Annotated in this window: 19 protein-coding genes; 18 read left to right on the top strand and 1 reads right to left on the bottom strand. The window is 35.4% G+C overall.

The features are described from left to right. The first annotated feature begins 4 nt into the window (after positions 1 to 4). From BN30_RS01595 to BN30_RS01520, 15 genes are all read left to right on the top strand, one after another. Positions 5 to 2,008 (top strand): sodium-translocating pyrophosphatase, encoded by a 2,004-nt coding sequence (locus BN30_RS01595; RefSeq protein ID WP_019213783.1) that lies wholly within the window; start codon positions 5 to 7, stop codon positions 2,006 to 2,008. An 85-nt stretch (positions 2,009 to 2,093) separates the two neighbouring features. Next, positions 2,094 to 2,864 (top strand): alpha/beta fold hydrolase, encoded by a 771-nt coding sequence (locus tag BN30_RS01590; RefSeq protein WP_034450212.1) that lies wholly within the window; start codon positions 2,094 to 2,096, stop codon positions 2,862 to 2,864. After that, positions 2,861 to 4,351, top strand: a complete 1,491-nt coding sequence (locus BN30_RS01585; RefSeq protein ID WP_019213781.1) for a UDP-N-acetylmuramoyl-tripeptide--D-alanyl-D-alanine ligase — start codon at positions 2,861 to 2,863, stop codon at positions 4,349 to 4,351. Before BN30_RS01590 ends, BN30_RS01585 begins: the two co-directional genes overlap by 4 nt. An 11-nt stretch (positions 4,352 to 4,362) precedes the next feature. Further along, positions 4,363 to 5,517, top strand: a complete 1,155-nt coding sequence (locus BN30_RS01580; RefSeq protein WP_019213780.1) for a D-alanine--D-alanine ligase family protein — start codon at positions 4,363 to 4,365, stop codon at positions 5,515 to 5,517. 8 nt (positions 5,518 to 5,525) lie between these two features. Next, on the top strand, positions 5,526 to 7,628 hold the full coding sequence (rnr, locus tag BN30_RS01575) for a ribonuclease R (protein WP_019213779.1): 2,103 nt from the start codon (positions 5,526 to 5,528) through the stop codon (positions 7,626 to 7,628). Next, positions 7,625 to 8,080, top strand: a complete 456-nt coding sequence (gene smpB / locus BN30_RS01570; RefSeq protein WP_019213778.1) for an SsrA-binding protein SmpB — start codon at positions 7,625 to 7,627, stop codon at positions 8,078 to 8,080. Before rnr ends, smpB begins: the two co-directional genes overlap by 4 nt. 11 nt (positions 8,081 to 8,091) lie before the next feature. After that, positions 8,092 to 8,463 (top strand): metal-dependent transcriptional regulator, encoded by a 372-nt coding sequence (locus BN30_RS01565; protein ID WP_019213777.1) that lies wholly within the window; start codon positions 8,092 to 8,094, stop codon positions 8,461 to 8,463. Next, a complete protein-coding gene (locus tag BN30_RS01560; RefSeq protein WP_019213776.1) occupies positions 8,456 to 10,642 on the top strand; it encodes an ATP-dependent helicase in 2,187 nt (728 codons plus the stop codon). The genes BN30_RS01565 and BN30_RS01560 overlap by 8 nt, the downstream gene beginning before the upstream one ends. Before the next feature lies 1 nt (position 10,643). Further along, entirely contained in the window at positions 10,644 to 12,614 is a 1,971-nt protein-coding gene (gene ligA / locus BN30_RS01555) for an NAD-dependent DNA ligase LigA (protein WP_019213775.1), read from the top strand. Continuing rightward, complete coding sequence (gene gatC, locus BN30_RS01550; protein ID WP_019213774.1) at positions 12,614 to 12,907, top strand: Asp-tRNA(Asn)/Glu-tRNA(Gln) amidotransferase subunit GatC; 294 nt, start codon at positions 12,614 to 12,616, stop codon at positions 12,905 to 12,907. Before ligA ends, gatC begins: the two co-directional genes overlap by 1 nt. A 14-nt stretch (positions 12,908 to 12,921) precedes the next feature. Further along, positions 12,922 to 14,352, top strand: coding sequence for an Asp-tRNA(Asn)/Glu-tRNA(Gln) amidotransferase subunit GatA (gene gatA, locus BN30_RS01545; protein ID WP_019213773.1), 1,431 nt, complete (start codon positions 12,922 to 12,924; stop codon positions 14,350 to 14,352). Beyond that, positions 14,353 to 15,780: an Asp-tRNA(Asn)/Glu-tRNA(Gln) amidotransferase subunit GatB gene (gene gatB, locus BN30_RS01540; RefSeq protein ID WP_019213772.1), complete on the top strand. Its 1,428-nt coding sequence runs from the start codon at positions 14,353 to 14,355 to the stop codon at positions 15,778 to 15,780. 204 nt (positions 15,781 to 15,984) lie between these two features. Continuing rightward, positions 15,985 to 17,817 (top strand): N-acetylmuramoyl-L-alanine amidase, encoded by a 1,833-nt coding sequence (locus tag BN30_RS01535; RefSeq protein WP_019213771.1) that lies wholly within the window; start codon positions 15,985 to 15,987, stop codon positions 17,815 to 17,817. Positions 17,818 to 17,826: 9 nt separating this feature from the next. After that, positions 17,827 to 18,993 (top strand): RdgB/HAM1 family non-canonical purine NTP pyrophosphatase, encoded by a 1,167-nt coding sequence (rdgB, locus tag BN30_RS10445; protein WP_019213770.1) that lies wholly within the window; start codon positions 17,827 to 17,829, stop codon positions 18,991 to 18,993. Beyond that, positions 18,993 to 20,438 carry a leucyl aminopeptidase gene (locus tag BN30_RS01520; protein WP_019213769.1) on the top strand — a complete coding sequence of 482 codons (1,446 nt, stop codon included), beginning with the start codon at positions 18,993 to 18,995 and terminating at the stop codon, positions 20,436 to 20,438. Before rdgB ends, BN30_RS01520 begins: the two co-directional genes overlap by 1 nt. 67 nt (positions 20,439 to 20,505) lie before the next feature. Here BN30_RS01520 and BN30_RS01515 read toward each other — a convergent pair whose 3' ends face one another. Further along, complete coding sequence (locus BN30_RS01515) at positions 20,506 to 21,498, bottom strand: lipid II:glycine glycyltransferase FemX (RefSeq protein WP_019213768.1); 993 nt, start codon at positions 21,496 to 21,498, stop codon at positions 20,506 to 20,508. A gap of 142 nt (positions 21,499 to 21,640) precedes the next feature. Here BN30_RS01515 and lepB point away from each other — a divergent pair, with 142 nt between their 5' ends. The 3 genes from lepB to hemW are packed head-to-tail and all read left to right on the top strand — an operon-like array spanning position 21,641 to position 25,227. Beyond that, positions 21,641 to 22,288 carry a signal peptidase I gene (gene lepB, locus BN30_RS01510; protein WP_019213767.1) on the top strand — a complete coding sequence of 216 codons (648 nt, stop codon included), beginning with the start codon at positions 21,641 to 21,643 and terminating at the stop codon, positions 22,286 to 22,288. Between the two features lie 9 nt (positions 22,289 to 22,297). Next, a complete protein-coding gene (gene lepA / locus BN30_RS01505) occupies positions 22,298 to 24,103 on the top strand; it encodes a translation elongation factor 4 (RefSeq protein WP_019213766.1) in 1,806 nt (601 codons plus the stop codon). Next, entirely contained in the window at positions 24,103 to 25,227 is a 1,125-nt protein-coding gene (gene hemW / locus BN30_RS01500; RefSeq protein ID WP_019213765.1) for a radical SAM family heme chaperone HemW, read from the top strand. Before lepA ends, hemW begins: the two co-directional genes overlap by 1 nt. The last annotated feature ends 4 nt before the right edge of the window (positions 25,228 to 25,231 follow it).

The following is a 25,231-nucleotide window of genomic DNA, read 5'->3' as shown; positions in this document are numbered from 1 at the left end:
AGAAATGGACAAAATTTTAATCATAGCTCCTATAGTCGGAGCTATAGCACTATTATTTGCTTTAGTTAAAGCTCTATTTGTTACTAAGCAAGAAGCTGGTAACGAAAGAATGAAAGAGATTGCTGGTTACATTCAAGAAGGCGCTCTTGCATTTTTAACAAGAGAATACAAATATTTAGCAATATTTATCGTTGTATTATTTGTAATTCTAGCTCTATTAATCAACATCGGTACAGCTGTATGTTATTTAATAGGTGCTGTATTCTCAATCTGTGCTGGATACATCGGCATGACAGTAGCTACTAAAGCTAACGTAAGAACTGCAAACGCAGCTAAGGAAAGCGGTATGGGCAAGGCTCTAAACGTTGCTTTCTCAGGCGGTACTGTTATGGGTATGTGCGTTGTAGGTTTAGGTTTACTAGGTACTAGCATTGTTTGGATGATATTCAAAGATGCAAACATCGTTACAGGTTTTGGTTTAGGTGCTTCATCAATCGCATTATTCGCAAGAGTTGGTGGCGGTATCTATACAAAGGCTGCAGACGTTGGTGCTGACTTAGTTGGTAAGGTTGAAGCTGGTATACCAGAAGACGACCCAAGAAACCCAGCTGTTATCGCTGATAACGTTGGTGATAACGTTGGTGACGTTGCTGGTATGGGCGCTGACTTATTTGAATCATATGTTGGAGCAATTATTTCAGCTATTACTTTAGGTGCACTAGCATTTAGCGACAATGGTATTTCATTCGCATTAGCACTATGCTCAGTTGGTATCGTTGCATCAATCATCGGTACATTATTTGTAAAAGGCGATAAGAACCCTCAAAAAGCTCTTGATATGGCAACTTGGGGAAGTTCATTAATCACTATAATCGCTTCTTACTTCTTATCTACAAAGATATTAGGCTCAATCCAACCATTCTATGCTATAGTAGCAGGTGTTGTTGTTGGATTAATCATAGCAAAAGTAACAGAATATTATACAGCTGCTGAATATAAGCCAGTTCAAAAAGTTGCTGAAGAATCAGAAACAGGTGCTTCAACAAACATTATCGCTGGTTTATCAGTAGGTATGATGTCAACAGCTATCCCTATGATAGTTATTTCAATAGGTATACTAGTTGCATTCTTCCTAGCAGGCGGCGCAGCAAGCCCAGTAAATGGTCTTTACGGAATTTCACTAGCAGCTATAGGTCTATTAGCAACAGCTGCTACAACTATCGCAGTTGACGCTTACGGCCCAGTTGCTGACAACGCTGGTGGTATCGCTGAAATGTGCGGTCTTCCAGAAAGCGTAAGAGATATCACAGATAAGCTAGACTCAGTTGGTAACACAACAGCAGCAGTTGGTAAAGGTTTTGCTATCGCTTCAGCTGCACTTACAGCTCTAGCATTATTCGCTTCATATACACAAGCAGTTGGACTTGAAAAGATTGACTTAACAAATCCATTAACAATAGCAGGTGTATTCATCGGTGGTATGCTACCATTCTTATTCTCATCATTAACTATGGATGCAGTTGGTAAAGCTGCTAACCAAATGATTGAAGAAGTTAGAAGACAATTTAAATCAATTCCTGGTATCATGGAAGGAACTGCAAAACCTGATTATGGCAAGTGCGTAGACATTTCTACTAAGGCAGCTCTTAGAGAAATGGTTATCCCTGGTCTTCTAGCTGTTGTATGTCCAGTACTTGTTGGTGTACTTCTAGGAACAGAAGCTCTAGGCGGTCTACTTGCTGGTTCATTAGTAACAGGCGTTCTAATGGCAATCTTCATGTCAAACGCAGGCGGAGCTTGGGACAATGCTAAAAAGTATATTGAATCAGGAGTTCATGGTGGAAAAGGATCAGATGCTCACAAGGCAGCAGTAACAGGAGACACTGTTGGTGACCCATTCAAAGATACATCAGGACCATCTCTAAATATACTAATTAAATTAATGACAATAGTAGCATTAGTATTTGCACAAGTATTTGTTAGCTACGGTGGACTTATTATAAAATAAGATAAAATTGTAATTGGACTCCCCTTGATTTTAATGAGCGATGCTATTAAATAAGGGGAGCTTCATTTATAATATGGGTGATTTTATGGAAATAACAATTGACAATATTAAAATAAATTACATAATAGAAGGTGAATCAGAAAAGCCTGTAATTATACTTCATGGCTGGGGCGCTTCAATCGAAGCAGTCATGGGCATAGTGAACGCTTTGAAGGACACAAGAAGAGTTATCGCCATAGATTTACCAGGTCATGGCAAGTCATCTGAACCAGATAGAGTTTTTGGCGGAGAAGACTATGCAAACATTGTTAAGGCCTTTGTTGAGAAGCTTGGTATTAAAAAATTTGACGCCATCGGTCACAGCTTTGGCGGCAAAACTTTGATACAAATCGCTTCTGAAGGCTATGAAAGACTTGATAAGATGGTTCTTATAGACGCTTCAGGGATACTTCCTAAGAGAAGTCTTTCATATTATTTAAAAGTTTATACATATAAATTCTTTAAAAAGCTTTATAGGCTAATCTTTTTTTACAAGAGTGAAGAAGAGCTTATGAAAAAGCTTTCAAAGAAATTTGGCTCTGACGATTACAAAAATACAAGTGGCATCATGAGGAAGACTTTTGTCAAGGTCGTTAACGAGTCTCTTCTTGATAGGCTGGATTCTATCAAGAATGATACCCTTATATTGTGGGGCAAAGATGATGATACAACTCCATTATATATGGGTAAAATTATGAATGAGAAGATAAAAAATTCTGCTCTGGTTGAACTTGAGGGTGGACACTTCTCTTATGCAGATGATTATCAAATATTTTCACGAGTAATTAGATCTTATCTTAGTAAGGAGGAACTATGATAGCTATATTTATATTCTTGCCAATTTTATTAACAGTTTTAATATATATACACTCTTTAGCATTTTTCCAAATAATGCAATTAAATATGTATATTTCAAGCGAATACGAAGCTTGGCTTAAAAATTTTGGCTGGCTAAAGAACGCTTTAAAAAAATTAAAACCTGGCGATAAAAAGCCTTTAGTCTTTACTGATAGGATGAAGAGGATGATGAAGATATTTGCTTTATTTAATGTAATTATCATGTATACATCAATCATCGCTTATCTAATATTTGGAGAAAAAATAGCGTTAGCATATTTACTAGTACTTGCCTTTCTTTTATATATCATAAGAGCAAGAAGCGTTAAATGTGCAAATATACTAGCACTTCCAATTGAAAATAAAATTAATCACGGTTTTTACGTCGAGGCACAAAATAAAATTAAAAAAGAAAAAGAAAATAAATTAAAAGTTGTTGGAATAACTGGCAGCTATGGCAAGACATCGACAAAACTTGTTTTAAATGACATAGTGAAGAATAGTTTAAAGACATATGCAACACCAAGTTCTTTCAATACACCTATGGGTATTTCAAAAGTAATTAACAATGAGCTTGAGAGCGGAACTGAAGTTTTTATATCTGAGCTTGGAGCAAGATATGTGGGTGAGATTAAGGAAGTAGCTGATCTTGTTATGCCAGACATCGCCATCATCACAAACATCGGTCCATGTCATATAGAAACTTTTGGCTCTATGGAAAACATTGTCAAGACTAAGTTTGAGCTTATCGATTCGCTTAAAGAAGGCGGTCTAGCGATATTTAACTACGATAATCCATATATTAAAGAAAAAGCGGCTGAGGTCAAGACTAGAAAGGTTTACATCTCACTTGAAGACGACGCTTGTGATTATTTTGCTAAAGATATAAGCGTAGGCGAATTTGGTACTGAATTTACTCTTATTTACAAAAATAATGATTATAAATTAAAGACAAAATTACTTGGTAAGCACAATATTTACAATGTACTTTTATCCGTGGCTGCAGCTCACGAATTAGGTATGTCCATGGAAGAGATAGTTAAGGCGGTTCTTGATGTTAATCAAGTTGAGCATAGACTATCTTTAGTAGAAAATCCAAATAATCTCATAATCATTGACGATGCGTTTAACAGTAACCCAAGCGGTGCCCAAGCGGCTCTCGATGTACTTAGTGAGTTTAAAGAGGGTAAAAAGATTGTTATATCGCCTGGCATGGTTGAGCTAGGAGATTTACAATATGAAGAGAATAAAAAATTTGGAAATAATGCAGCAGCTGTTGTAGATCACTTCATCATAGTTGCAGAAGTAAATAAAAAAGCAATTAAAGACGGCCTTATAGATGGTGGCCTCGATGAAAGATTTATACATGAGGCAGCAAGTTTAAGTGATGCACAATTAATTTTACAAAAAATATGTCAAGCAGGCGACGTGATTTTATTCGAAAACGATTTGCCTGATAATTATTAGGAGTTGATAGAATGCTAAAAGTAGGCGTTATATTTGGCGGGAGAAGCGTAGAACATGAAGTCTCAGTAATTACAGGAATGCAAGTTATTGAGAACATGGATAAAGAAAAATTTCTTCCAATTCCAATTTATATTACAAAAGAAGGTAAGTGGCTAAGCTCCGAATCCTTCAAAAATTTTAAAACTTTTAAAGATGGAGACTTTTCTTCAGCTAAGAACGTTATGCTTGGCTGTGACTATGGCGATTTTAATCTTTATATAAATCCAGAATCAAAGTCTATGTTTGATAAAAAAGTTTATGAAACATTAGATATGGTTTTCTTTGCTCTTCATGGAACCAATGGTGAGGACGGATCATGCCAAGGACTTATTGAAACAGTTGGACTTCCATATACAGGAACAAATGTTTTAAGCTCATCAGTTGGCATGGATAAGGTTATAATGAAGGACGTTTATAGAGCCAATGGCCTTCCTGTAGTTAATTACAAATACTACTATAGAAGCAAGTGGAGAAGCTCAAAAGAAGAAGTTATGGCAGATATTGAAAAGAATTTAAATTATCCATTATTTATAAAGCCATCAAACCTTGGCTCTTCAATCGGTATATCGAAGGTTAAGAACAAGGACAATCTTGAAGAAGCTTTGATGATAGCCTTTAGCTATGACAAAAAAGTTATAGTTGAAGAATCAGTTGAAAACGCAAGAGAAATTAACTGTGCTGTAATGGGCTACGAAGAAAATGTAGAAACATCAGAATTGGAAGAGCCATTAGATTTTAAAGAACTATTAACATTTGATGATAAATATGTATCAAATAAAAAGACTCCTGGCACAAAGGTAAACAGAAATTTACTTAAAAAGGATGAACCGCTAAGAGAAGAGCTAGAAAGACTAGCTACTAAGGCATTTACTTCCATTGATGCATCAGGTAATGCAAGAGTTGATTTACTTGTATCTAAGGATACTGGAAAAGTTTATATCAATGAAATAAACACAATACCTGGTTCAGTTGCCTTTTATCTATGGGAGCCAAAAGGATATTCGTTTAAGGATCTTATAACAAAGATGCTAGAGATAGCTCAAGCAGTTGACACTATGAAGAAGGAAACTGTTTACTCTTACGATGCAGAGCTCTTTAAACGTATCCAATATGGAAAGAAATTATAGGTGATAAAATGAAAATTAGGGAACTTGTAATGAATTATTTTAGCAGAGAGGACTACGTTCCACAAAGCAAGAAGGATTTATTAAGAACTTTTAAGATTACGAAGAAAGATAAAAAAATATTTGAAAAATTACTTAAATCATTAGAAAAAGATAAAAAAATTATTTGCAGCAACAATAAATATTACACTTACAATAGTTCCCGTATTATTACAGGAAAGTATGAGGCTAATAAGCGTGGATTTGGTTTTGTTATTGGCGATGAATTTGATGTATTTATTAGATTTGAAAATTCAATGTACGCCATGGACTCTGATGAGGTATGCGCGATAATTACGGATAAAAAGCCAGATGGCAATTTCGAAGGCAAAATCATTAAGATACTTAATAGAGCAACTAAGAGAGTTGTCGGTACTTATCAAGATAATGATAGCTTTGGTTTTATTAGATGTGACGATGTAAAGATAATTTATGATGTCTTTATCAATAAAAGCGCATCGAAAAACGCCAAGAATGGCGATAAAGTAGTTGCCGAGATTATTAAGTATCCAGACAAAAATAAAAATCCAGAAGGAAGAGTCGTTGAAATCATCGGCAAAGAAGATGATCCAGGCATTGACATAACTTCGATAATTAAGTCTTATGACCTTAGAGAATATTTTCCAAATAGAGTAAAAGATGAATTAGATGAAATAAATTATGAGATAAATTCAGATGAGATAGCCCGCAGAGTCGATTACAGAGACTTATTAACTATTACTATAGACGGCGTTGACTCAAAAGATTTAGATGATGCCATCAGCTTAGTGAAAAATGATGATAAATATACTTTGTATGTGCATATCGCTGACGTAGCAAACTATGTCAAAGAGCGCACTTATTTAGACAAGGAAGCTTACTTAAGAGGCAATTCCTACTACTTGCTTGATAGGGTCTTACCAATGCTACCAAAAGAGCTTTCGAACGGAATTTGCTCACTTAATCCAAATGAAGATAGATTAACTCTTTCAGTTAGGATAGACTTTGATGAAAACGGTGAAGTCCTTAGCCATAAGATTACGGAAGCAATAATTAATTCTGATCATAGGCTTAATTACCCACAAGTTTCTGACTTTTTAGAAGGCAAGAAGAAGGCTGAGGAGCTTGGACTTGAAGGTTTAGAAGAGACTCTTAAGAATATGCAAGAGCTAATGAATATTCTCAATGAAAAAAGAAATAAAAGAGGCAACATTGATTTTGATATAGTTGAGACAAAAGTTATTTTAGATGAAAAAGGCAAAGTTATTGATATAAAACCAGAAGAAAGACGTGTTGCTAACAAGATTATCGAAGAGTTTATGATAGCTGCTAATGAAACTGTGGCTAAAGAATATTTTATGAAAGATTTGCCATTCGTATACAGAGTGCATGAAAAGCCAAAGAGAGAGAAGATGTTCTACTTAGCTGAGTTTTTGAAGCGCTTCGATTTATACATTAATCCAGATAATGTTAGTCCAGCTGATATAGCAAACGTATTAAATCAGCTTAAGGGAAAAAAAGAGTCGGCACTTATATCAAATATCGTTCTAAGAACTATGCAAAAGGCAAGATACACTTATGAAGAGCTTGGACACTTTGGTCTTGCATCAAAATATTACTCGCATTTTACATCGCCTATCAGAAGATACTCAGACCTTATTATTCATAGAATTATCAAAGATTTTATCAATGGTAGACTTAAGGAAAGTAAAATCGTTTATTACGAGAAAAATCTTGATCAAATGACAAAACATATATCTGAGACTGAATTAGTTCAAGAAAAGGCAGAGCGCGATATAGTTCAAATGAAGTGCGCTGAGTATATGCAAGATAAAATTGGCAATGTATATGTCGGAGAAATATCTTCACTAACATCATTTGGCGTCTATGTAATGCTTGAAAACACTATAGAAGGACTTTGTCACTTTTCAAATATGGACGATGATTTTTATTATTTTGATGAAACAGAATACAAAGTTATCGGCAAGGACTCTTTAAATGAATACAAGATAGGCATGAAAGTTAGGGTGGCAGTCGTTGACGCATCAAAAGAGACAAGAACTATTGATTTTAAAATTCTTGGAGTGGTTGAATGAAAGACGAAGATTTAAAAGTTGTAGCTAATAATAAAAAAGCAAGACACGATTATTTTATTGAAAAGATATATGAGGCAGGCTTAGTTCTTAAGGGAACAGAGGTTAAATCCATAAGACAAGGCAGAGTGAATTTAAAAGAAAGCTATGTCATAGTGAAAGATGGCGAAATCTTTGTATTTGGTATGCATGTGAGTCCTTATAAAGAAGGAAACATATTTAACGAAGACCCATTAAGAACGAGAAAGCTATTGTTAAATAAAAGTGAAATTAGAAGAATCTCTCAAGAGGTGAAACTAGCTGGAGCTACGGTAGTTCCGCTTAGACTATATTTTAAGAATGGCAGAGCCAAGCTTGAGATAGCACTTGCTAAAGGTAAAAAACTTTATGACAAAAGAGAGAGCCAAAGAGAAAAAGACATTAAAAGAAGTATTGATAGAAAGTATAAAATCTAGGAGGTAAGCAAATGGAAATCGGCGAATCAAGAGAAAATTATTTAGAGATGATACTAATGCTACAAAACAAAGGCATTAAGGTTAGAAGTACAGACGTTGCGAAGGCCCTTGATTTTTCTAAGCCAAGCGTTAGTAGAGCAGTTGGTATATTAAAAGAAGATGGTTATATCGAAGTTCAAGACGATGGCGAACTAACATTTACAAAGGAAGGCGAAAAGCTAGCAAAACTTGTTTATGATAGGCACTGTACACTTAGAACTTTCTTTGAAAATATTGGCGTTGACCATGAGACTGCAAATGATGATGCTTGTAGGGTTGAGCACGTTATAAGCCAAGTTACATTTGATAAAATAAAGGAATTAGTTAATAAAGGTAATGAATAATATTTTAGACAGACTAAACGCGAGCCAAAGGGAAGCTGTTTTATATAACAGTGGTCCCTTATTAATCATGGCTGGAGCTGGATCGGGAAAAACAAGAGTTGTAACATATAAGATAGCTTATCTTATTGAGAATGGTTTTGCGAGTGAAAATGAAATACTTGCGATAACATTTACGAACAAAGCGGCAAAAGAGATGAAAGATAGAGTGGCATCATTTTTAAATAAGGATGTAAGCCCAATGTGGATAGGTACTTTTCACTCGATAGCGCTAAGACTACTTAGACGCCACGCAAACCTTGTTGGATACACAAACAGCTTCACTATTTATGATAGAGACAATCAAATAACACTTATTAAGGACATACTAAAGGAGCTTGAATTAGATCCTAAGACTTATGTCCCATCATATTTCATAGCGCTTATATCTAATTTAAAGATGCAAAATATGGATGCTGACGAATATGAAAGCGTTTCTGATAGCTATAGAAAGAAAACTGATGCAGAAGTTTATAGACGTTATCAAAAGAAGATGCTTGAATACGATGCGATGGACTTTGACGATATGATAGTAAATTGTGTAAGACTTTTAGAAGAAAATGAAGACGTAAGACAAATCTATCAAGAAAGATTTAAATACGTTTTTGTCGATGAGTATCAAGATACAAATTTTATGCAATATAAGATGGCAAAGTTATTTTCAGATATGTACAAAAACATCTGCGTGGTTGGCGATGCTGACCAAAGTATATATGGCTGGAGAGGCGCTGACATAAGAAACATCTTAAATTTTGAAAAAGATTATAAGAATGTCAAGACCATACTACTTGAACAAAATTATAGATCTACTAAGAATATTTTAAAGGCAGCAAACAAGATTATCAAGAACAATGACGAGAGAAAAGAGAAGAATCTTTGGACTGACAATCAAGACGGAGACGATGTTTACTGCTACATAACACAAAGCAATGTTGAAGAGAGTTACTTTGTAGCACAAAAAATAAAAGAGCTATTGGATGAGGGATACAAAGAGAGCGATTTTGCCATTCTTTATAGAACAAACGCTCAGTCAAGATCCTTTGAAGATATGTTCTTAAAATTTGGAATAAAATATAATATTGTTGGCGGAGTAAAGTTCTATGACAGAAAAGAAATTAAGGACATACTTGCCTATTTTAAATTTTTAGATAATACAAATGATTTTATCTCTCTTAAAAGAATTATCAATACACCAAAGAGAGGTATTGGTGATAAAAGCATTGAGAGCATCACGGGTGATATGATTAGTAAAAATATCAGCCTTTATGATGCACTATCGATTAGCACGAATAAAAAGATAAAAGAATTCTTTGAAGTGATTGAGTCAATCAAAAAGCTTAAGGACAATGTTACTCTGTCGGAGCTATATGATTTAGTTCTTGATAGGACTGATTATTTAAACGCACTAGAGAGAGAAAATACTGTTGAAGCAAGAACTAGGATAGAAAACTTAGATGAGTTTAGAAGCCTATTACTTGATTATGAAGATAATTATGATAATATCACTCTTAAGGACTTTTTAGGAGAGATATCACTTTTAACTGACCTTGACAAGACTGAGGACAAAGGCGGCGATGCAGTAACCATGATTACTATGCACAGCGCCAAGGGTCTTGAATATAATATAGTCTTCATAGTTGGCATGGAAGATGGCCTCTTCCCAAGCGAAAGAGCCATAGAAGAAGGTAGTCTAGAAGAAGAGAGAAGACTTTGCTACGTTGCTTTAACTAGAGCAATGAAAAAACTATTCTTAAGTTTAGCAAAGGAAAGAAGGGTTTATGGTCAAAGTATTATCTCAAAACCATCGAGGTTCATAGATGAGGCAGAGGACGCAATCAAAGTAGTGAGCTACAGATCAGATAAATTTGACGAAAGACCTATACTTGAAAATGCTAGCCTAAATAAGAGCGTTTATAAGGAAAGAGGCTTTGATAAAACTGTTTCACGCTTTAAATCATATGTAGGCACAGATAGTGCACCGAGCGATAAAAAAGACATCAAGGCAGGAGACAAGATTAAGCACAAAGCTTTTGGCGAAGGTATGGTTGTTTCTGTCAATGGCAAGAACTTAACTATAAGTTTTCCAAATAAGGGTATTAAAATTTTGAATATTGATTTTGCACCAATAAAAAGGATAGATTGATATGAATAGGATGGAAGAATTAATCAAGAAGCTTGAGGAATACAACTACCACTACTATGTACTTGATGACCCGATAGTTTCTGATAAAGAATATGACAAGTTATATGATGAGCTAGTGAAGCTTGAAAACGAGACAGGAACTCACTTACCATACTCTCCGACACAAAGAGTAGGGGGCGCTGTTCTTGATAAATTTGTTAAGCATACTCATCTTGGAAGGCTTTGGAGCCTTGATAAAGCACAAAGTTTTGATGCGCTCAGAGATTGGCACGAGAAGAATCTTCGTTTTATAGAAGGATACAACGAAACGCATAGCGATAAACTTCCAAAACCTGAGTATATACTTGAATATAAATTCGACGGTCTTACTATTAATCTAACTTATGATGAAGGCATTTTGAAGATGGGGGCAACGAGAGGCACTGGCGAAGTCGGCGAAGAGATTTATGAGCAAGTCCTTACAATTAAGTCAATACCACTAAGGGTTAAATACAAAGGCAAGTTTGAAGTTCAAGGCGAGGGCCTTATGCCATTATCAAAACTTAAAGAATATAACGAAAACAACGAAGTTCAGTTAAAAAATGCAAGAAATGCGGCGGCTGGTGCGCTTCGTAACCTTGATGTAAAAGAGACTGAAAAAAGGCACTTAATCACTTATCTTTACAATATTGCTTACATAGAAGGCAAAGAATTTAAAACGCAGGAAGAGATAGTCGCTTTTATAAAAGATAATGCACTGCCAGTTTCAAAATATCACAAAAAATTCTCTAATATGGAAGATTTATTAAAAGAGATAGAAGTGCAAAAAGAAGAAAGACTTAAACAAGATTTTCTTACTGACGGCATGGTAATCAAGATAAACGATGTTAAAACGCAAAAACTTATGGGCTACACTAATAAATTCCCAAGATTTGCGATTGCATATAAATTTGAGGCACTTGAAACATCTACTAGAATCATTGGTGTTGAGTGGAATGTTGGTAGAAGCGCGAAAGTTACGCCAACTGCGCTACTTGAGCCGGTTGATATAGGCGGCGTTACTATAAAGAGAGCGACACTTAATAATTTGGATGACATCAAGAGGAAAAAACTTCATTTAAACGAAAGAGTTTTGATTAGAAGATCAAATGACGTTATTCCTGAGATTATGGGTCCATTAAAGACAGACGAGGAAGTTTATGAGATAGAGCAGCCAAAATATTGCCCATATTGTCACAGCAAACTTTATAAAGAGGGCGTTCATTATTTCTGTCCGAATACTTTGGGATGCAAACCGCAACTAGTCAAGACCATCGTTCACTTTGCTTCGAAAGAGGCCATGAACATAGATGGCTTCAGTGAAAAAACTGCAGAATTGTTCTTAGAAAAGCTAAATATTGATCAGGTTTCAATGCTATATGACCTTAAAGTAGAAGATTTACTAAAGCTAGAAGGTTTTAAAGAGAAAAAAGCAAATAATATTATTAGTTCTATTCAAAATTCAAAGACAGTAGAGCTTAAAAATTTTATTTACGCTTTATCCATCGCCAATGTTGGTGTTAAGACGAGCCGTGATTTAGCAGAGCATTATAAAACTATAGATAATTTCTTAAATGCAAGCTTTGATGATTTAGTGGCTATCGAAGACGTGGGCGATATAACTGCTAATGAGATAGTTTCATTCTTAACAGACGAAACTAGTAAAAAATCTATACAAAGTCTATTTGACCACGGAATAAAAGTTTTAGACGTAGAAGATAGCGGCGATAAATCACTCGAAGGACTTAAATTTGTTTTGACAGGAACACTTGAAAATTACACTAGAGATGAATTAAAAAACATTCTTGAAAATAAAGGCGCCAAAGTGCAAGGCTCTGTCTCATCAAAGACAGACTATGTAGTTGTTGGAGAAAATCCTGGTTCAAAATTTGAAAAAGCAAAAACTTTAAATATAAAGATACTACATGAAAATGATTTGAAGGAGTTGATATGATGGAGAGAAAAGATATTGAAAATCTATGTTATACAGCAAGACTTGCTATAGACGAGTCAGACATGGATGCATTCACCAAAAAATTTAACGATATAATCAAGATGATATCCATTGTTAATGAGCTTGACGATAAGGACATAGACAAGACTTATCAAGTTAATGAGTACAAAGAGTGCTTATTAAGCGAGGATGAAGTTGACAGCGAATACTCATTATCAAAAGAGGATGCGCTAAAGAATGCGCCTGAAGAAAAATTTGGCTTCTTCAAGCTAAAAAGAGTAGTAGAAGCGTAGTATAGGAGATATTTATGGATATAACGAATTTAAAGGCATGGCAATTAAAAGAAAAAATTGCAAATAAAGAGCTAAAAGTATCTGAAATTGCAGAAAGTTTTATCAATAGAAGCAAAGAGATTGATAAAGACATCAACTCATTCGTATCGCATGATTATGAAGGAGCGCTTGAAAAAGCAAAATCTTTAGATGATAAAGATCCAAGCGGCAAATTATTTGGCCTTCCTATAGGTATTAAGGACAATATCTCTGTTAAAGGTATGAAAAACACTTGTGCATCGAAGATACTTGAAAATTACGAAGCTGTTTTTGATGCGAATTGCATTGAACATATCAATGAAGAGAATGGTATTATCATAGGTAAATTAAACATGGATCAATTTGCTATGGGAGGTTCAAACGAAACATCATACTTTGGTCCAGTTCATAATCCACTTGACTTAAAGAGAGTTCCAGGCGGCTCATCAGGCGGTTCAGCTGCAGCAGTTTCATCAAGACAAGTACCTCTAAGTTTAGGCACAGACACAGGTGGATCAGTTAGACAACCAGCTAGTTATTGCGCGTGTGTTGGATTTAAGCCAAGCTATGGAACAGTTTCAAGAAACGGGGTAGTATCTTTATCAAACACACTTGACCAAGTATCAACATTTGCAAACGATGTAAAAGACGTTTCTCTTATCACAAGTGCCATCGCTCATAAGGATCACAGAGACCTAACAAGTCTTTCCAATCCTATAAATGAGATTGATTACACTTATGATGATGCTATAAAATATTTAAAAACACTTAAAGTTGGCGTGCCAAAAGAAGTATTAGCAGATGAAAAAGATGATCAAGTTGAAAAAGCATATAGAGATAGTATCAATTTATTAAAGAATAATGGTGTAGAGATCGTTGAAATTGACTTAAAAGATCTTAAATATGCGGTTGCAACATACTATATAATCATGAATGCAGAAGCAAGTTCAAATCTTTCAAGATTTGATGGCGTTAAATATGGTCTTAGAGACTTTGATGCAGAAAGCCTTGAAGAGATGTATATTAAGACTAGAGCCGAAGGTTTTGGCCCTGAAGTTAAGAGAAGAATATTATTTGGAACATATATACTTAGCCAAGATAAGGACAGAGACTACTTCCAAAACGCATTAAAGGCAAGAACACTTCTTATAAATGATTTTAAACAAGCATTTAAAATGGTTGATACCATCTTGGTACCTACATCACCTGTAATGCCATTTGAAATTGGAACAAATATCAACGATCCAATCAAGATGTATAACGCAGACAAATACACAGTGCCAGTTAATATAGCAGGCAACTGCGGCATATCCGTTCCAAGCACTAAAGAACATATATTAAATTCAGGCATGGAATTTATATGCGATAACTTAGAAGACAACAAACTTATCAAGATTGCTTATGCTTATGAAGGGTTGGTGAAGTAGATGGCTTATAAAACTATAATCGGGCTTGAGATACACGTCGAGCTAAAGACAAAGACAAAGATGTTCTGTCATTGTAAGAATGAATTTGGTGAAGAAGCAAACACCAATGTTTGTCCTATATGTCTAGGACTTCCAGGAGCTTTGCCACAAGTTAATAAAGAGGCAATCAATTTCGCAATCAAGGCAGGACTTGCTATGAACTGCAAAATTCATCAGCACACTAGATTCGATAGAAAGAGCTATTTCTACGCAGACCTTGTTAAAGGCTACCAAATAACACAAGATGAGCTTCCTTTATGCTACGAAGGTAATATAAATATCGAGGATGAAGATGGCAATGACAAAAAGATTAGATTAATCAGAATACACGTCGAAGAAGATACAGGTAAGTCACTTCACACTGATAAAGGCGAAACACTTCTTGACTACAACAGAAGCGGCGTCCCTCTTATAGAGATAGTTACTTATCCAGACATGAACTCAGCTAAAGAAGCGAGAGAATTTTTGGAAAAACTTAAGGCAACAGTTATTTATCTAGGCGTTTCTGATGGTAAGATGGAAGAAGGTTCACTAAGATGCGATGTTAATGTCAATGTGGCCGACACAGAAACTGGAGTTAAGACAAATATTTCAGAAATTAAAAATATCGGTTCATTCAGAGGTGTTGAAAAAGCCATAGAATTTGAAGTATCAAGACATATCGCACTTCTTGAAAAAGGCGAAAACACTAAGAAAGAAACAAGGAGATGGGATGAACTTAAGGGCGAATCCATCTTGATGAGAGAAAAAATTAAGGCAAATGACTATAGATACGCACCAGATGGCGATATTCCGCCAATGGATATACCTGACGAAATGATAGACGCAGTTAGAAAAGAAATGCCAGAGCTTCCAGATGAAAAAATCACTAGACTAATGAAAGACTATGGCATTAGCAAAGACGATGCTAAGACACTTAGCCTTGATGTGAGCCTTGCAAATTATTACGAAGAGCTTGCAAAGAAAGTTGGCGACAACGCTATAGCGCTTAACTGGCTATTAGGCGATGTACTAAGAAGACTTAAAGAAGATAACAAGAGCATAGATCAAATGCCATTTGCAATAAATGACCTTGAAAAACTACTTACACTTGTTAAGACAAATAAGATTAATAATAACGCTGGAAAGAAAGTTTTACAAGAGATGTTCAAGGCGCCAGAAGATCCTGAAGCAATCGTAAAGAGACTTGGATTAGTTCAAGTAACAGACGAAGGAGCTATAGAAGCAGTAGTTGATAAAGTTCTTGAAGCAAACCCACAATCAATCGAAGACTTTAAGAATGGCAAGTCGAGAGCCTTTGGTTTCTTAGTTGGTCAAGTAATGAAAGAGATGAAGGGCAAGGGCAATCCACAAATCATAAACGAATTATTAAATAAAAAACTAAATTAATAGTATAACATGAAAGGCACATTGGAAGATGTGTCTTTTTTATGCCTTGTGATTGATAATTTTGAAAGAAAAATAATTGCAAGAGGATAATAATTTAAAATTATTTAATATAAGCAATTTAATTTATTAAATTTATGTAACAGTATACGTAAATGCTTGCAATTTACTCTCATTGATGTTAACATATTAATAGGAGGCATAGCTATGAAAAAAATTATTTTAGGACTGATTTTTATTTTTTGCGTTTTTACTACAAAAAGTGCTTATGCAAAAAACGTTAATATAAAGATATCAAATAAAAATTATAAGGCAACATTAATCAATGTAAAGGTAGATGGAGAAAACAAGGTAAGTAAGGAGATGCCAAGTTTTATCTATCAAAAGAGGACTCTTGTTCCAATCAGATTCTTATCTGAAACTTTTGGCGCGAGTGTTGATTGGAACAGCAAAAATCAAGCGGCTACTATATCTTTGGCTGATAAGAGCATAGTCTTGACTATAGACAAGGCTGTGGCGACTATTAACGGCGCTGAAAAAGCTATTGAAAAGGCTTATACACCAAGACTTGTTAGAGTTAGTGGTGGGAGTGCAAGAACTTATGTTCCTCTAAGACTTATATCTGAGCTTTTTGGCTATGATGTATCATGGAACAATAAATCTCAAACTGCCATAATCAATACAAATACGATTATAGAAGAGGATACAAATGATGTTATTATCTTACCGAGCGGCGAGGAAGAGCCTGATCAAATCAAGCCTGACAATGATGCGATAAAACCAAATCCTAATGCAAATGGCAATCCAAGCATAAAACCAAATCCGGATGGCTATGCTCATCTAACGAATGTAGTTTTAACTAGATATAATGACAAAGACGCGGTCTTATTCCAAGGCTTAAAGGGCAAGTACAAAGTGACTAAGCTTGATAATCCAGATAGGCTTGTACTTGATTTTGAAAAAGCAATCTTTGATGATCCAGAGCTTTATAGGGAATACAGTATTGTAATGAATGGCATCAAAGGCATTAGAGCGAGTCAATTCGCTGACAATGACACATCTAAGTCTGATAAGAATGTTAGGATAGTTATGGATCTTGAAGATAGCGCCATAGATTATCAAATTGATGAAACGAACGATGGACTTGTATTTTATATCAAAAAATCGATGAAGAGCTTTTATTCATACGATGGCAGAAATTTTGCTATAAAAAATACTGAGGGAAGGGTCTCTGAGCATACTTATGATGATTTAAGAAAAACTATTACCATGAGCGTTGAGACTAATAAAGATATAGAGACTGGCACTGAGAAATTTAAGGATCCATTTATAAGCTCGCTTGTGATTGAAAAAGCGGCCAATGGATATACATTCACCATAAATCTAGTGAGAAATGCACTTGTAGAAAAAAGTGATGACAGGGACGCTGACTATAGTCTAAGACTAAGTAGGATAGTTAATAGCAAGCCATCTGATTATCTAATCATGATTGACCCGGGTCATGGAGGAAAGGACCCAGGAGGAGTATCAAAGATTGATGGTTCTAGTGAAGTTGACTTTATTCCGATAGTTGCTAGAGCTTTGGAGGCAAAACTTAAGGCTGCAGGCTACAATGTCATGAAAACTAATGATACTATCGATGAATATGTTGATATTTTCGAAAGAGCCAAGATGGCTAATAGTGTTAACGCAGATGTATTTATAAGTATTCATGCGAATGTTGCTGATTCACCAGCTGCATCTGGCTTTGAGGTTCTTTACTCGAGTGAAGCAAAGCATAAGAACAAGACTAGAAAGCAAACTGAATTTGCAAATTGCATTTTAAATGCTGTTGGCGAACTTGTTGGCAACAAGGGACGCGGTCTTAAAGAAGGCGCCTACGTTGTTACAAGAAATACGAACATGCCGGCGGCTCTGCTTGAGATGGAATTCTTATCGAGTAAGAAGGGGCTAGCACTTTTAAAGAGCCAAGCCTACCTTGATAAGATGGTTGATGGTTTATTTAACGGCATCGTAGATTATTTGAACAATTATTATTAGAGGTTATTTATGAAAAAAGTTATTGTTTCAACAAACAATCAAAACAAATTAAAAGAGATTAAATTAATATTTCACGAGCTAGGTTACGAAGTTCTTTCTAAAAAAGAGGCTGGCATAGATGATTTCGATGTCGATGAGACAGGCACTACATTAGAGGAGAATGCCTACATCAAGGCGAAGGCTCTTCGTGATATGGTGGACTGCGCTGTTATTAGCGACGACTCAGGCCTTTTCTGCGATGGACTTTATGGCGAGCCAGGCATTTATTCGGCTCGTTACGCTGGCGAGCACGGTGATGACCATAAGAACAACGATCTTTTACTCAAAAATCTTGAGGGAAGAGACAGAACAGCTCACTTCAAGAGTGTCATCTGTTTTATAGATGAAGACAATAAAGTTTTTTATGGACATGGCAATGTCGATGGTGAGATACTTTATGAATACAGAGGCACAGGTGGTTTTGGCTACGATCCACTCTTTTTACCAAAGGGTCATGACAAGACTTATGCTGAGATAGGTACTGAAGAGAAAAATAAGTTTTCGCACAGAAAAAGAGCTTTAGAAGATATTAAGGAAAAGATCTTACTTGAAGAAAAACATAAGGAACTATATAAAAAAGTAGACTTTGCTTTGACGCTTGATGAGATGAAAAATATTTTCAGAGTAAATAAGATTGCTGATGGCTCACGAAGAGAGAATGATGCTGAACACAGTTTTCATGCGGCAGTTCTTGCGCCGGTTTTTAAGAACATGGGCAAGTTTGAGGTTGATGCAAATAAAACGGCGGTATTACTTTTGTATCATGATTTGATTGAGATATACGCTGGCGACACATATTGCTACGACACTAAGGGCAATGAGAGCAAGAAGCAAAGAGAGAGTGCTGCGGCTGATAAATTATATTCAAAGCTTGATTCATTAGGCGCTGAGCTTAGAAAATATTGGGAAGAGTTTGAGGCGGCTGAGACAAATGAAGCAAAATACGCGAATGCTCTTGATAGGTTTCAACCACTTTTGATGCATTTTGCATTTAACTCGCACTCTTGGCAAGATCACAAGATAACAAAGGAAGCCGTTCTTAAGAGGATGGCACCTATAAAGATATATTCAGACGAAATGTATGATTTTGTTTTGGATTATGTAGAAAGTCAATTTAAGAAAGAGGAGATGATTTAATGAAAATTACACTAAATGAAAAAAATGGTATCAAGGTATTACCAGTATTTGAAGATGAAAGAGATTTTTTTGAAAAATCAGTAGGGCTTGATGCTCTAGTAGAAAAAGAATACTTTACAGGTAAGGCTAGCGAAGTATTTGCAAAGCTTGGCGAAGATGAAATAATTTATCTTGGTCTTGGTAAAAAGAATGAGATCACTACAAAGAAAATTATAGTAGCTTTCTTTGAATTAGCTAAGGCACTTAGAAAGTACAAGATTAAAGACGCAAACATCATTTTCAATAAAAAGCTTGATGGTCTTTGCTACAAGACTACTATGAAAGCTATAGTTGATGGCCTTGCATGCTTTGACTATGATTTTGATAAATATTTATCTGATGATAATAAGCCAACAAAGCTTGGAACTATAAATATAGAAGTTATTGAGAACAAGAAAGATAAGGCTAAGGAAGCTGTTGAAGAGGCTCTTAACATTGCCGAAGGATATTCACTAACAAAGGATTTAGTCAATACACCAGCAATTGACATGTATCCAGAAGTTTTAGCTAATAGAGCTAAGGAAGACCTTGAGCCGCTTGGAGTTACTGTTGAAATTTATGGCAAAAAAGAGATAGAAGAACTTGGTATGAAGGCATTCTTAGCAGTTGCAGTTGGTTCAGACAAAGAGCCTAAGCTAATTGTTATGAAATATATGAATGGTGAAGCAGGCGATAAACTTACTGCACTTGTTGGTAAGGGCTTAACATATGACTCAGGCGGATATTGCATCAAGCATCCACAAGGCATGGCTACAATGCACATGGACATGGGCGGAGCAGGTGCAGTTATAGGCGCAATGCACGCTATTGCAAAGAACAAAGTTAAGAAGAACGTTGTAGCAGTCGTTGCTTCATGCGAAAACTTAATTTCTGGCAAAGCTTATAAGACTGGCGACTTAATCGGATCAATGTCTGGCAAGACTATAGAAGTAGCTAATACTGACGCTGAGGGTAGACTTACTCTTGCTGATGCTATCTACTATGCATGTGACAAGCTTAAAGCTGACAGAGTAGTTGATTTAGCTACACTTACAGGCGCTTGTGTAGTTGCACTTGGTTCATATAGAACTGGAGTTGTAACAAATAACGATGAGTTTATGAATGAAATGAACGAAGCATCTAAAAAAGCTGATGAAAAGCTATGGGTAATGCCTAATGACGATGAGTACAAAGACATGGTTAAGGGAACTATGACTGATTTACTTAATTCAGTACCTGGCGGCGCTGGTATGATCACAGCTGGTATGTTCCTTGAAAACTTTGTTAAGGAAGGAACTCCATGGATACACATGGACATAGCGGGAACTTCAGATACTTCAAAGGACTTTGCTCAATACAAAAAAGGCTCAACTGGCGTTCCAGTTAAGACACTTTATTATTTAATAAATTCTGAACATACTTGCTAAAATATTTGTTTAGATAAAAATAAAGCTCTTCTCATGTTGATGTGAGAAGAGCTTTTTAATGAAAAAATTATTTTTCTAAATATTTTTTATATGCTTCTTCATCTAAAACTAAGTCAAACTCACCTATAAACTCGGTAAAGTCTTCTTCGTTTAAGAAACCTCTTTTGAATCTATATAGACCATCTTCATCGTCAAGCTTAAAAATGCCGCCGAAATCATATTTCTTAGCGCCATGCTCCTTCGCATACTTAATCATTTCCCACTGCATTTGATAGTTTGGCATAAAATTTCTGTGAAGATTGTTTGAAGCGCCATACATATACCAAGCGTATTCCTTATACATAATGAGTATTGCGCTCGATAGAGGAGTTCCTTCATAGTCTGATAAAAATATCTTAGCGTCGTAATTATCTATAAGTCTCTTGAAATAATCCTTTGGTCTGTATGTGATGCCGTTACGCTCAGCCATAACCTTAGTTTCTTCGAAGAAGGTATTTAGGTCCTCATCACTTTGTGAAATCCTTGTAGTAACGCCTTTTCTGTAGCTTAGGCGTATGTTGTAGCGCGTTTTTGAGTGGAAGCCTGCTAAAACATCGTCCTCACTTTTACTTATATCTATGATGGCATTCCTTCTTGGCTGAATAAAGCTGTGTTCATCAGCGCCTCTCGTTCTTATTTTTAATTCTGTATCCTTATATAAACGGGTAAGTTTATCATCATAGGCAATGGCTGGGTCAAATCTTAATAAAAATGTGTCTTTAAACTTATCTAATTTTTTCGCTTCATCTACTAAGGCTAATACAGTATCTTTATCATATATATCGCAGACAGGTCCGCGATTGGCATAAAGAAGCCACTTTCCATCTATTGCCTTGATAGATAGTATGCTCATAGCAGCAACTATCTCACCATTATTTTCTAAATAAACATAGTCTTCAGACCAATTATTTTTAATTTTCGCCCACGCTCTGTCTTGAGTCAAAAAACTATATTTAGAGTTTTTAAGGAACTCATCGTATCTTTTTATTTCATTTGCATCGTTTAAATTTAATATTGACATCTAATTTATCAACTTCTTTCTATAATTACTAATCTATAAATATTATAACATAAACTGAGACTACTTGCATAATAATAAAAATTTTCATCATTCTTTGTAATTCATGGTCAAAATATGTTATAATTATAAAGGAGGTTTTTTTATGGAGAACAATTTTAATGATAATAATATAAATGAAAATATTGATATAAATGAAAATATTGATATAAATGAAAAAGCAAAAGCAGCTAGTGAAAATGAAGTATTAGAAGCTGCAGAGGCGATGGCTAAGGCAAAACAAGATGACATCAAGTCGTGGATATTCTCAATAGTAGTGACAGTCGCCATCACTTTATTTTTAGTAAACTTTGTTTTTGCTCTAACAAGGGTTGAGGGCATATCGATGGAGCCGACTCTACATACAGGCGATAGGGTCTTCGAATGGAAGCTATTTAAGTACTTCAAGGAGCCAAAGAGACAAGAAATTGTTGTTATTAGGGGCGAAAAAACTAACGGTGACCACTATATCAAGAGATTAATCGGTCTTCCAGGTGATGTTATAGACATAATTGATGGAGATGTTTATGTCAATGGCGATAAGCTCGACGAACCGTATTTAGACAGAAAAACTAGTGAGCAAAATGGCAATCATTGGGTTGTACCGGATGACTCATACTTTGTTATGGGGGACAATAGAGAGGGAGGTAACTCCTACGACTCAAGAAGCTTCGGACCGATAAAGAAGTCATATTTACAAGGTAAGGCCTTATTTAGATTTTGGCCTTTGAATAAATTAAAATTATTTAGATAGGATGATAAGATGGATCAAAAATATATACGTAACTTTTCAATCATAGCGCACATCGACCACGGTAAATCTACTTTGGCAGATAGAATCATTGAAAAGACTGGATTACTTACTCAAAGAGAGATGCAATCACAAGTTTTGGATAGCATGGATCTTGAAAGAGAAAGAGGAATAACAATTAAATTAAAGGCGATACGCTTGATTTATAAGGCGAAAGATGGACAGGACTATATTTTTAACTTGATAGACACTCCTGGCCACGTCGATTTTAACTACGAAGTAAGTAGGTCACTTAAGGCTTGTGAAGGCGCAGTACTTGTTGTTGACGCAACTCAAGGCGTTGAAGCGCAAACGTTATCAAACGTGTACTTAGCTATAGACCAAGATTTGGAGATACTTCCTGTTATTAATAAGATGGATTTACCAAGCGCAAGACCAGATGAAGTTAAGGAAGAGATTGAAGACATCATAGGCCTTGACACGACTGAAGCGCCTCTAATCAGCGCAAAGAGCGGACTTAACATAGAAGATGTTTTAGAGGACATCGTTAAAAATGTTCCACCACCAAATGGTGACAAGAACAAGCCACTTAAGGCGCTTATATTTGACTCAATATATGATGCTTACAGAGGTGTTATCTGCTACATCAGAGTTTTCGATGGCGTTATTAAAAAAGGCACAAAGATTAAGATGATGCAGACAGGCTCTGTATTTGAAGTTGATGAAGTTGGCGTAAATAACACATCTTTATTAAAGAAAGAAACTCTTGAAGCAGGCGAAGTAGGTTATTTCACTGCACAGATTAAAAATGTGAAGGACGCAAGAGTTGGTGATACTATCACTTATCTTGATAATCCAACTGCTGAGCCACTTAGCGGATACAAAAAAGTTGTGCCAATGGTTTACTGCGGTATATATCCAGCAGAGGGCGAAGATTTTAACAGCGTTAGAGAGGCTCTTGAAAAACTTCAAGTTAATGATGCATCACTTGTTTTTGAAGCAGAAAATTCAGTTGCCTTAGGCTTTGGCTTTAGATGCGGCTTCTTAGGATTACTTCACATGGAGATAATTACTGAAAGACTTGAAAGAGAATTTAATTTAAATATAATCACAACTGCACCATCAGTTATTTATGAAGTTCATAAAAAAGATGGTTCGACGATATTTATACAAAATCCATCCAATCTTCCTGACCCAAGTGAAATTGATTACATGGAAGAGCCAGTTGTTAACGCTGAGATCATGACTCCAAAGGAATATGTCGGCGCCATCATGGATATTTGTCAAAATAGGCGTGGTGAATTTATAAATATGGAATATCTTGATCAAACAAGGGTTACACTTCACTATAAAATGCCACTAAATGAGGTTATATATGACTTCTTTGATGCACTTAAATCTAATACAAAGGGCTATGCATCGCTTGACTACGAAATCTCAGGCTATCAAAGAAGTGAGCTTGTTAAGGTCGATATACTTATCAACGGAGACCTTATCGACGCTTTCAGCTTGATACTTCACGAGTCAAACGCTTATGAAAGAAGTAGATCAATTGTTGAGGGACTAAAGGACGTTATACCAAGACATCAATTCCAAATACCTTTACAAGCAGCCATCGGCTCAAAGATTATAGCGAGAGAAACTATCAAAGCGCTTAGAAAAGACGTTCTTGCGAAGTGCTACGGCGGCGATATTTCAAGAAAGAAAAAATTACTTGAAAAGCAAAAAGAAGGTAAGAAGAGGATGCGCCAAATTGGCTCAGTAGAACTACCACAAGAGGCCTTCCTATCAGTATTGAAGTACAAGGAAAAGAAATAATGAATAAATTAGGAATATATATACATATTCCTTTCTGTGAAAGAAGATGTAAATATTGCGATTTTACATCTTCTATTTTTAATCAAGACAGAATGAAGGATTATGTAGAAAATTTATTATTAGAGATAAAAAATAATAAAGAGCTATTAAAAAATTATACTGTCGATACTATATTTATAGGTGGAGGCACGCCATCTTTATTAAGCGCAAGTGAAATTACTCGTCTTGTTTATAGTTTACGTGAGGCTATAAACCTAGATGAAAATTATGAATTTACCATAGAAACAAATCCAAACTCAATAAGCGAAGAAAAATTAATAGCTTATAAAAATTTAGGAATAAACAGAATTTCTATAGGGGTGCAAAGCTTTAACGATAGACTACTTAGAATTATTGGTAGGCTTCATACAGGTGAAGAAGCGAGAGAAAAAATTAAATTAGCAAAAAAATATTTTGACAATCTTAGTCTTGATTTTATTTTTTCACTGCCAACAGAAACTTTATCAGATGTAATCGATTCCATTGACATAGCAAAGGAACTAGGCGCCTCGCACATATCGCTTTATTCACTTATACTTGAGGAAGGGACTAAACTTAGTGCTTTGGTCGACAGAGGCGTTTATAGAGTGAATGATCAAGTGACTGATAGGCTCATATATAGAAAAGCAAGCGAGCACTTGGAAAAACTTGGCTACAAGCAATATGAGATCTCAAACTTTGCTAAGGACAATCGCTACTCAAGGCATAATTACAAGTACTGGTCTATGGATGAGTACCTAGGCCTTGGCATGGCGGCGCACTCATTTATTAAAAACAAAAGATTTTTTAATGCGAGCACATTTAACGAGTACTTTGACTATGTGAAGAAAAATATTTATCACGATGAAGAAATTTTAAGTAAAGAAGATAAAATAGCTGAGTATATAATTTTTAAATTAAGGACAAATGAAGGCATAATTATAGACGAGATCAATAAAAAATACGATATAGATTTTGAAGATATATATAAGGAAGAATTAAAAAAAGCCACAGATGAAAAACTATTAAAAAAAGATGGCGGAAGATATTTTTACACAGAGCTTGGCAGGGACCTTGCTAACCAAGTAGAAATACTTTTTGTATAAGGAG

It is taken from the genome of Fenollaria massiliensis (genome assembly GCF_000312505.2).
Classification (GTDB): domain Bacteria; phylum Bacillota; class Clostridia; order Tissierellales; family Peptoniphilaceae; genus Fenollaria; species Fenollaria massiliensis.
Note: the sequence above shows the minus strand (reverse complement) of the source record. Positions and strands in the feature narration are given on the sequence as shown.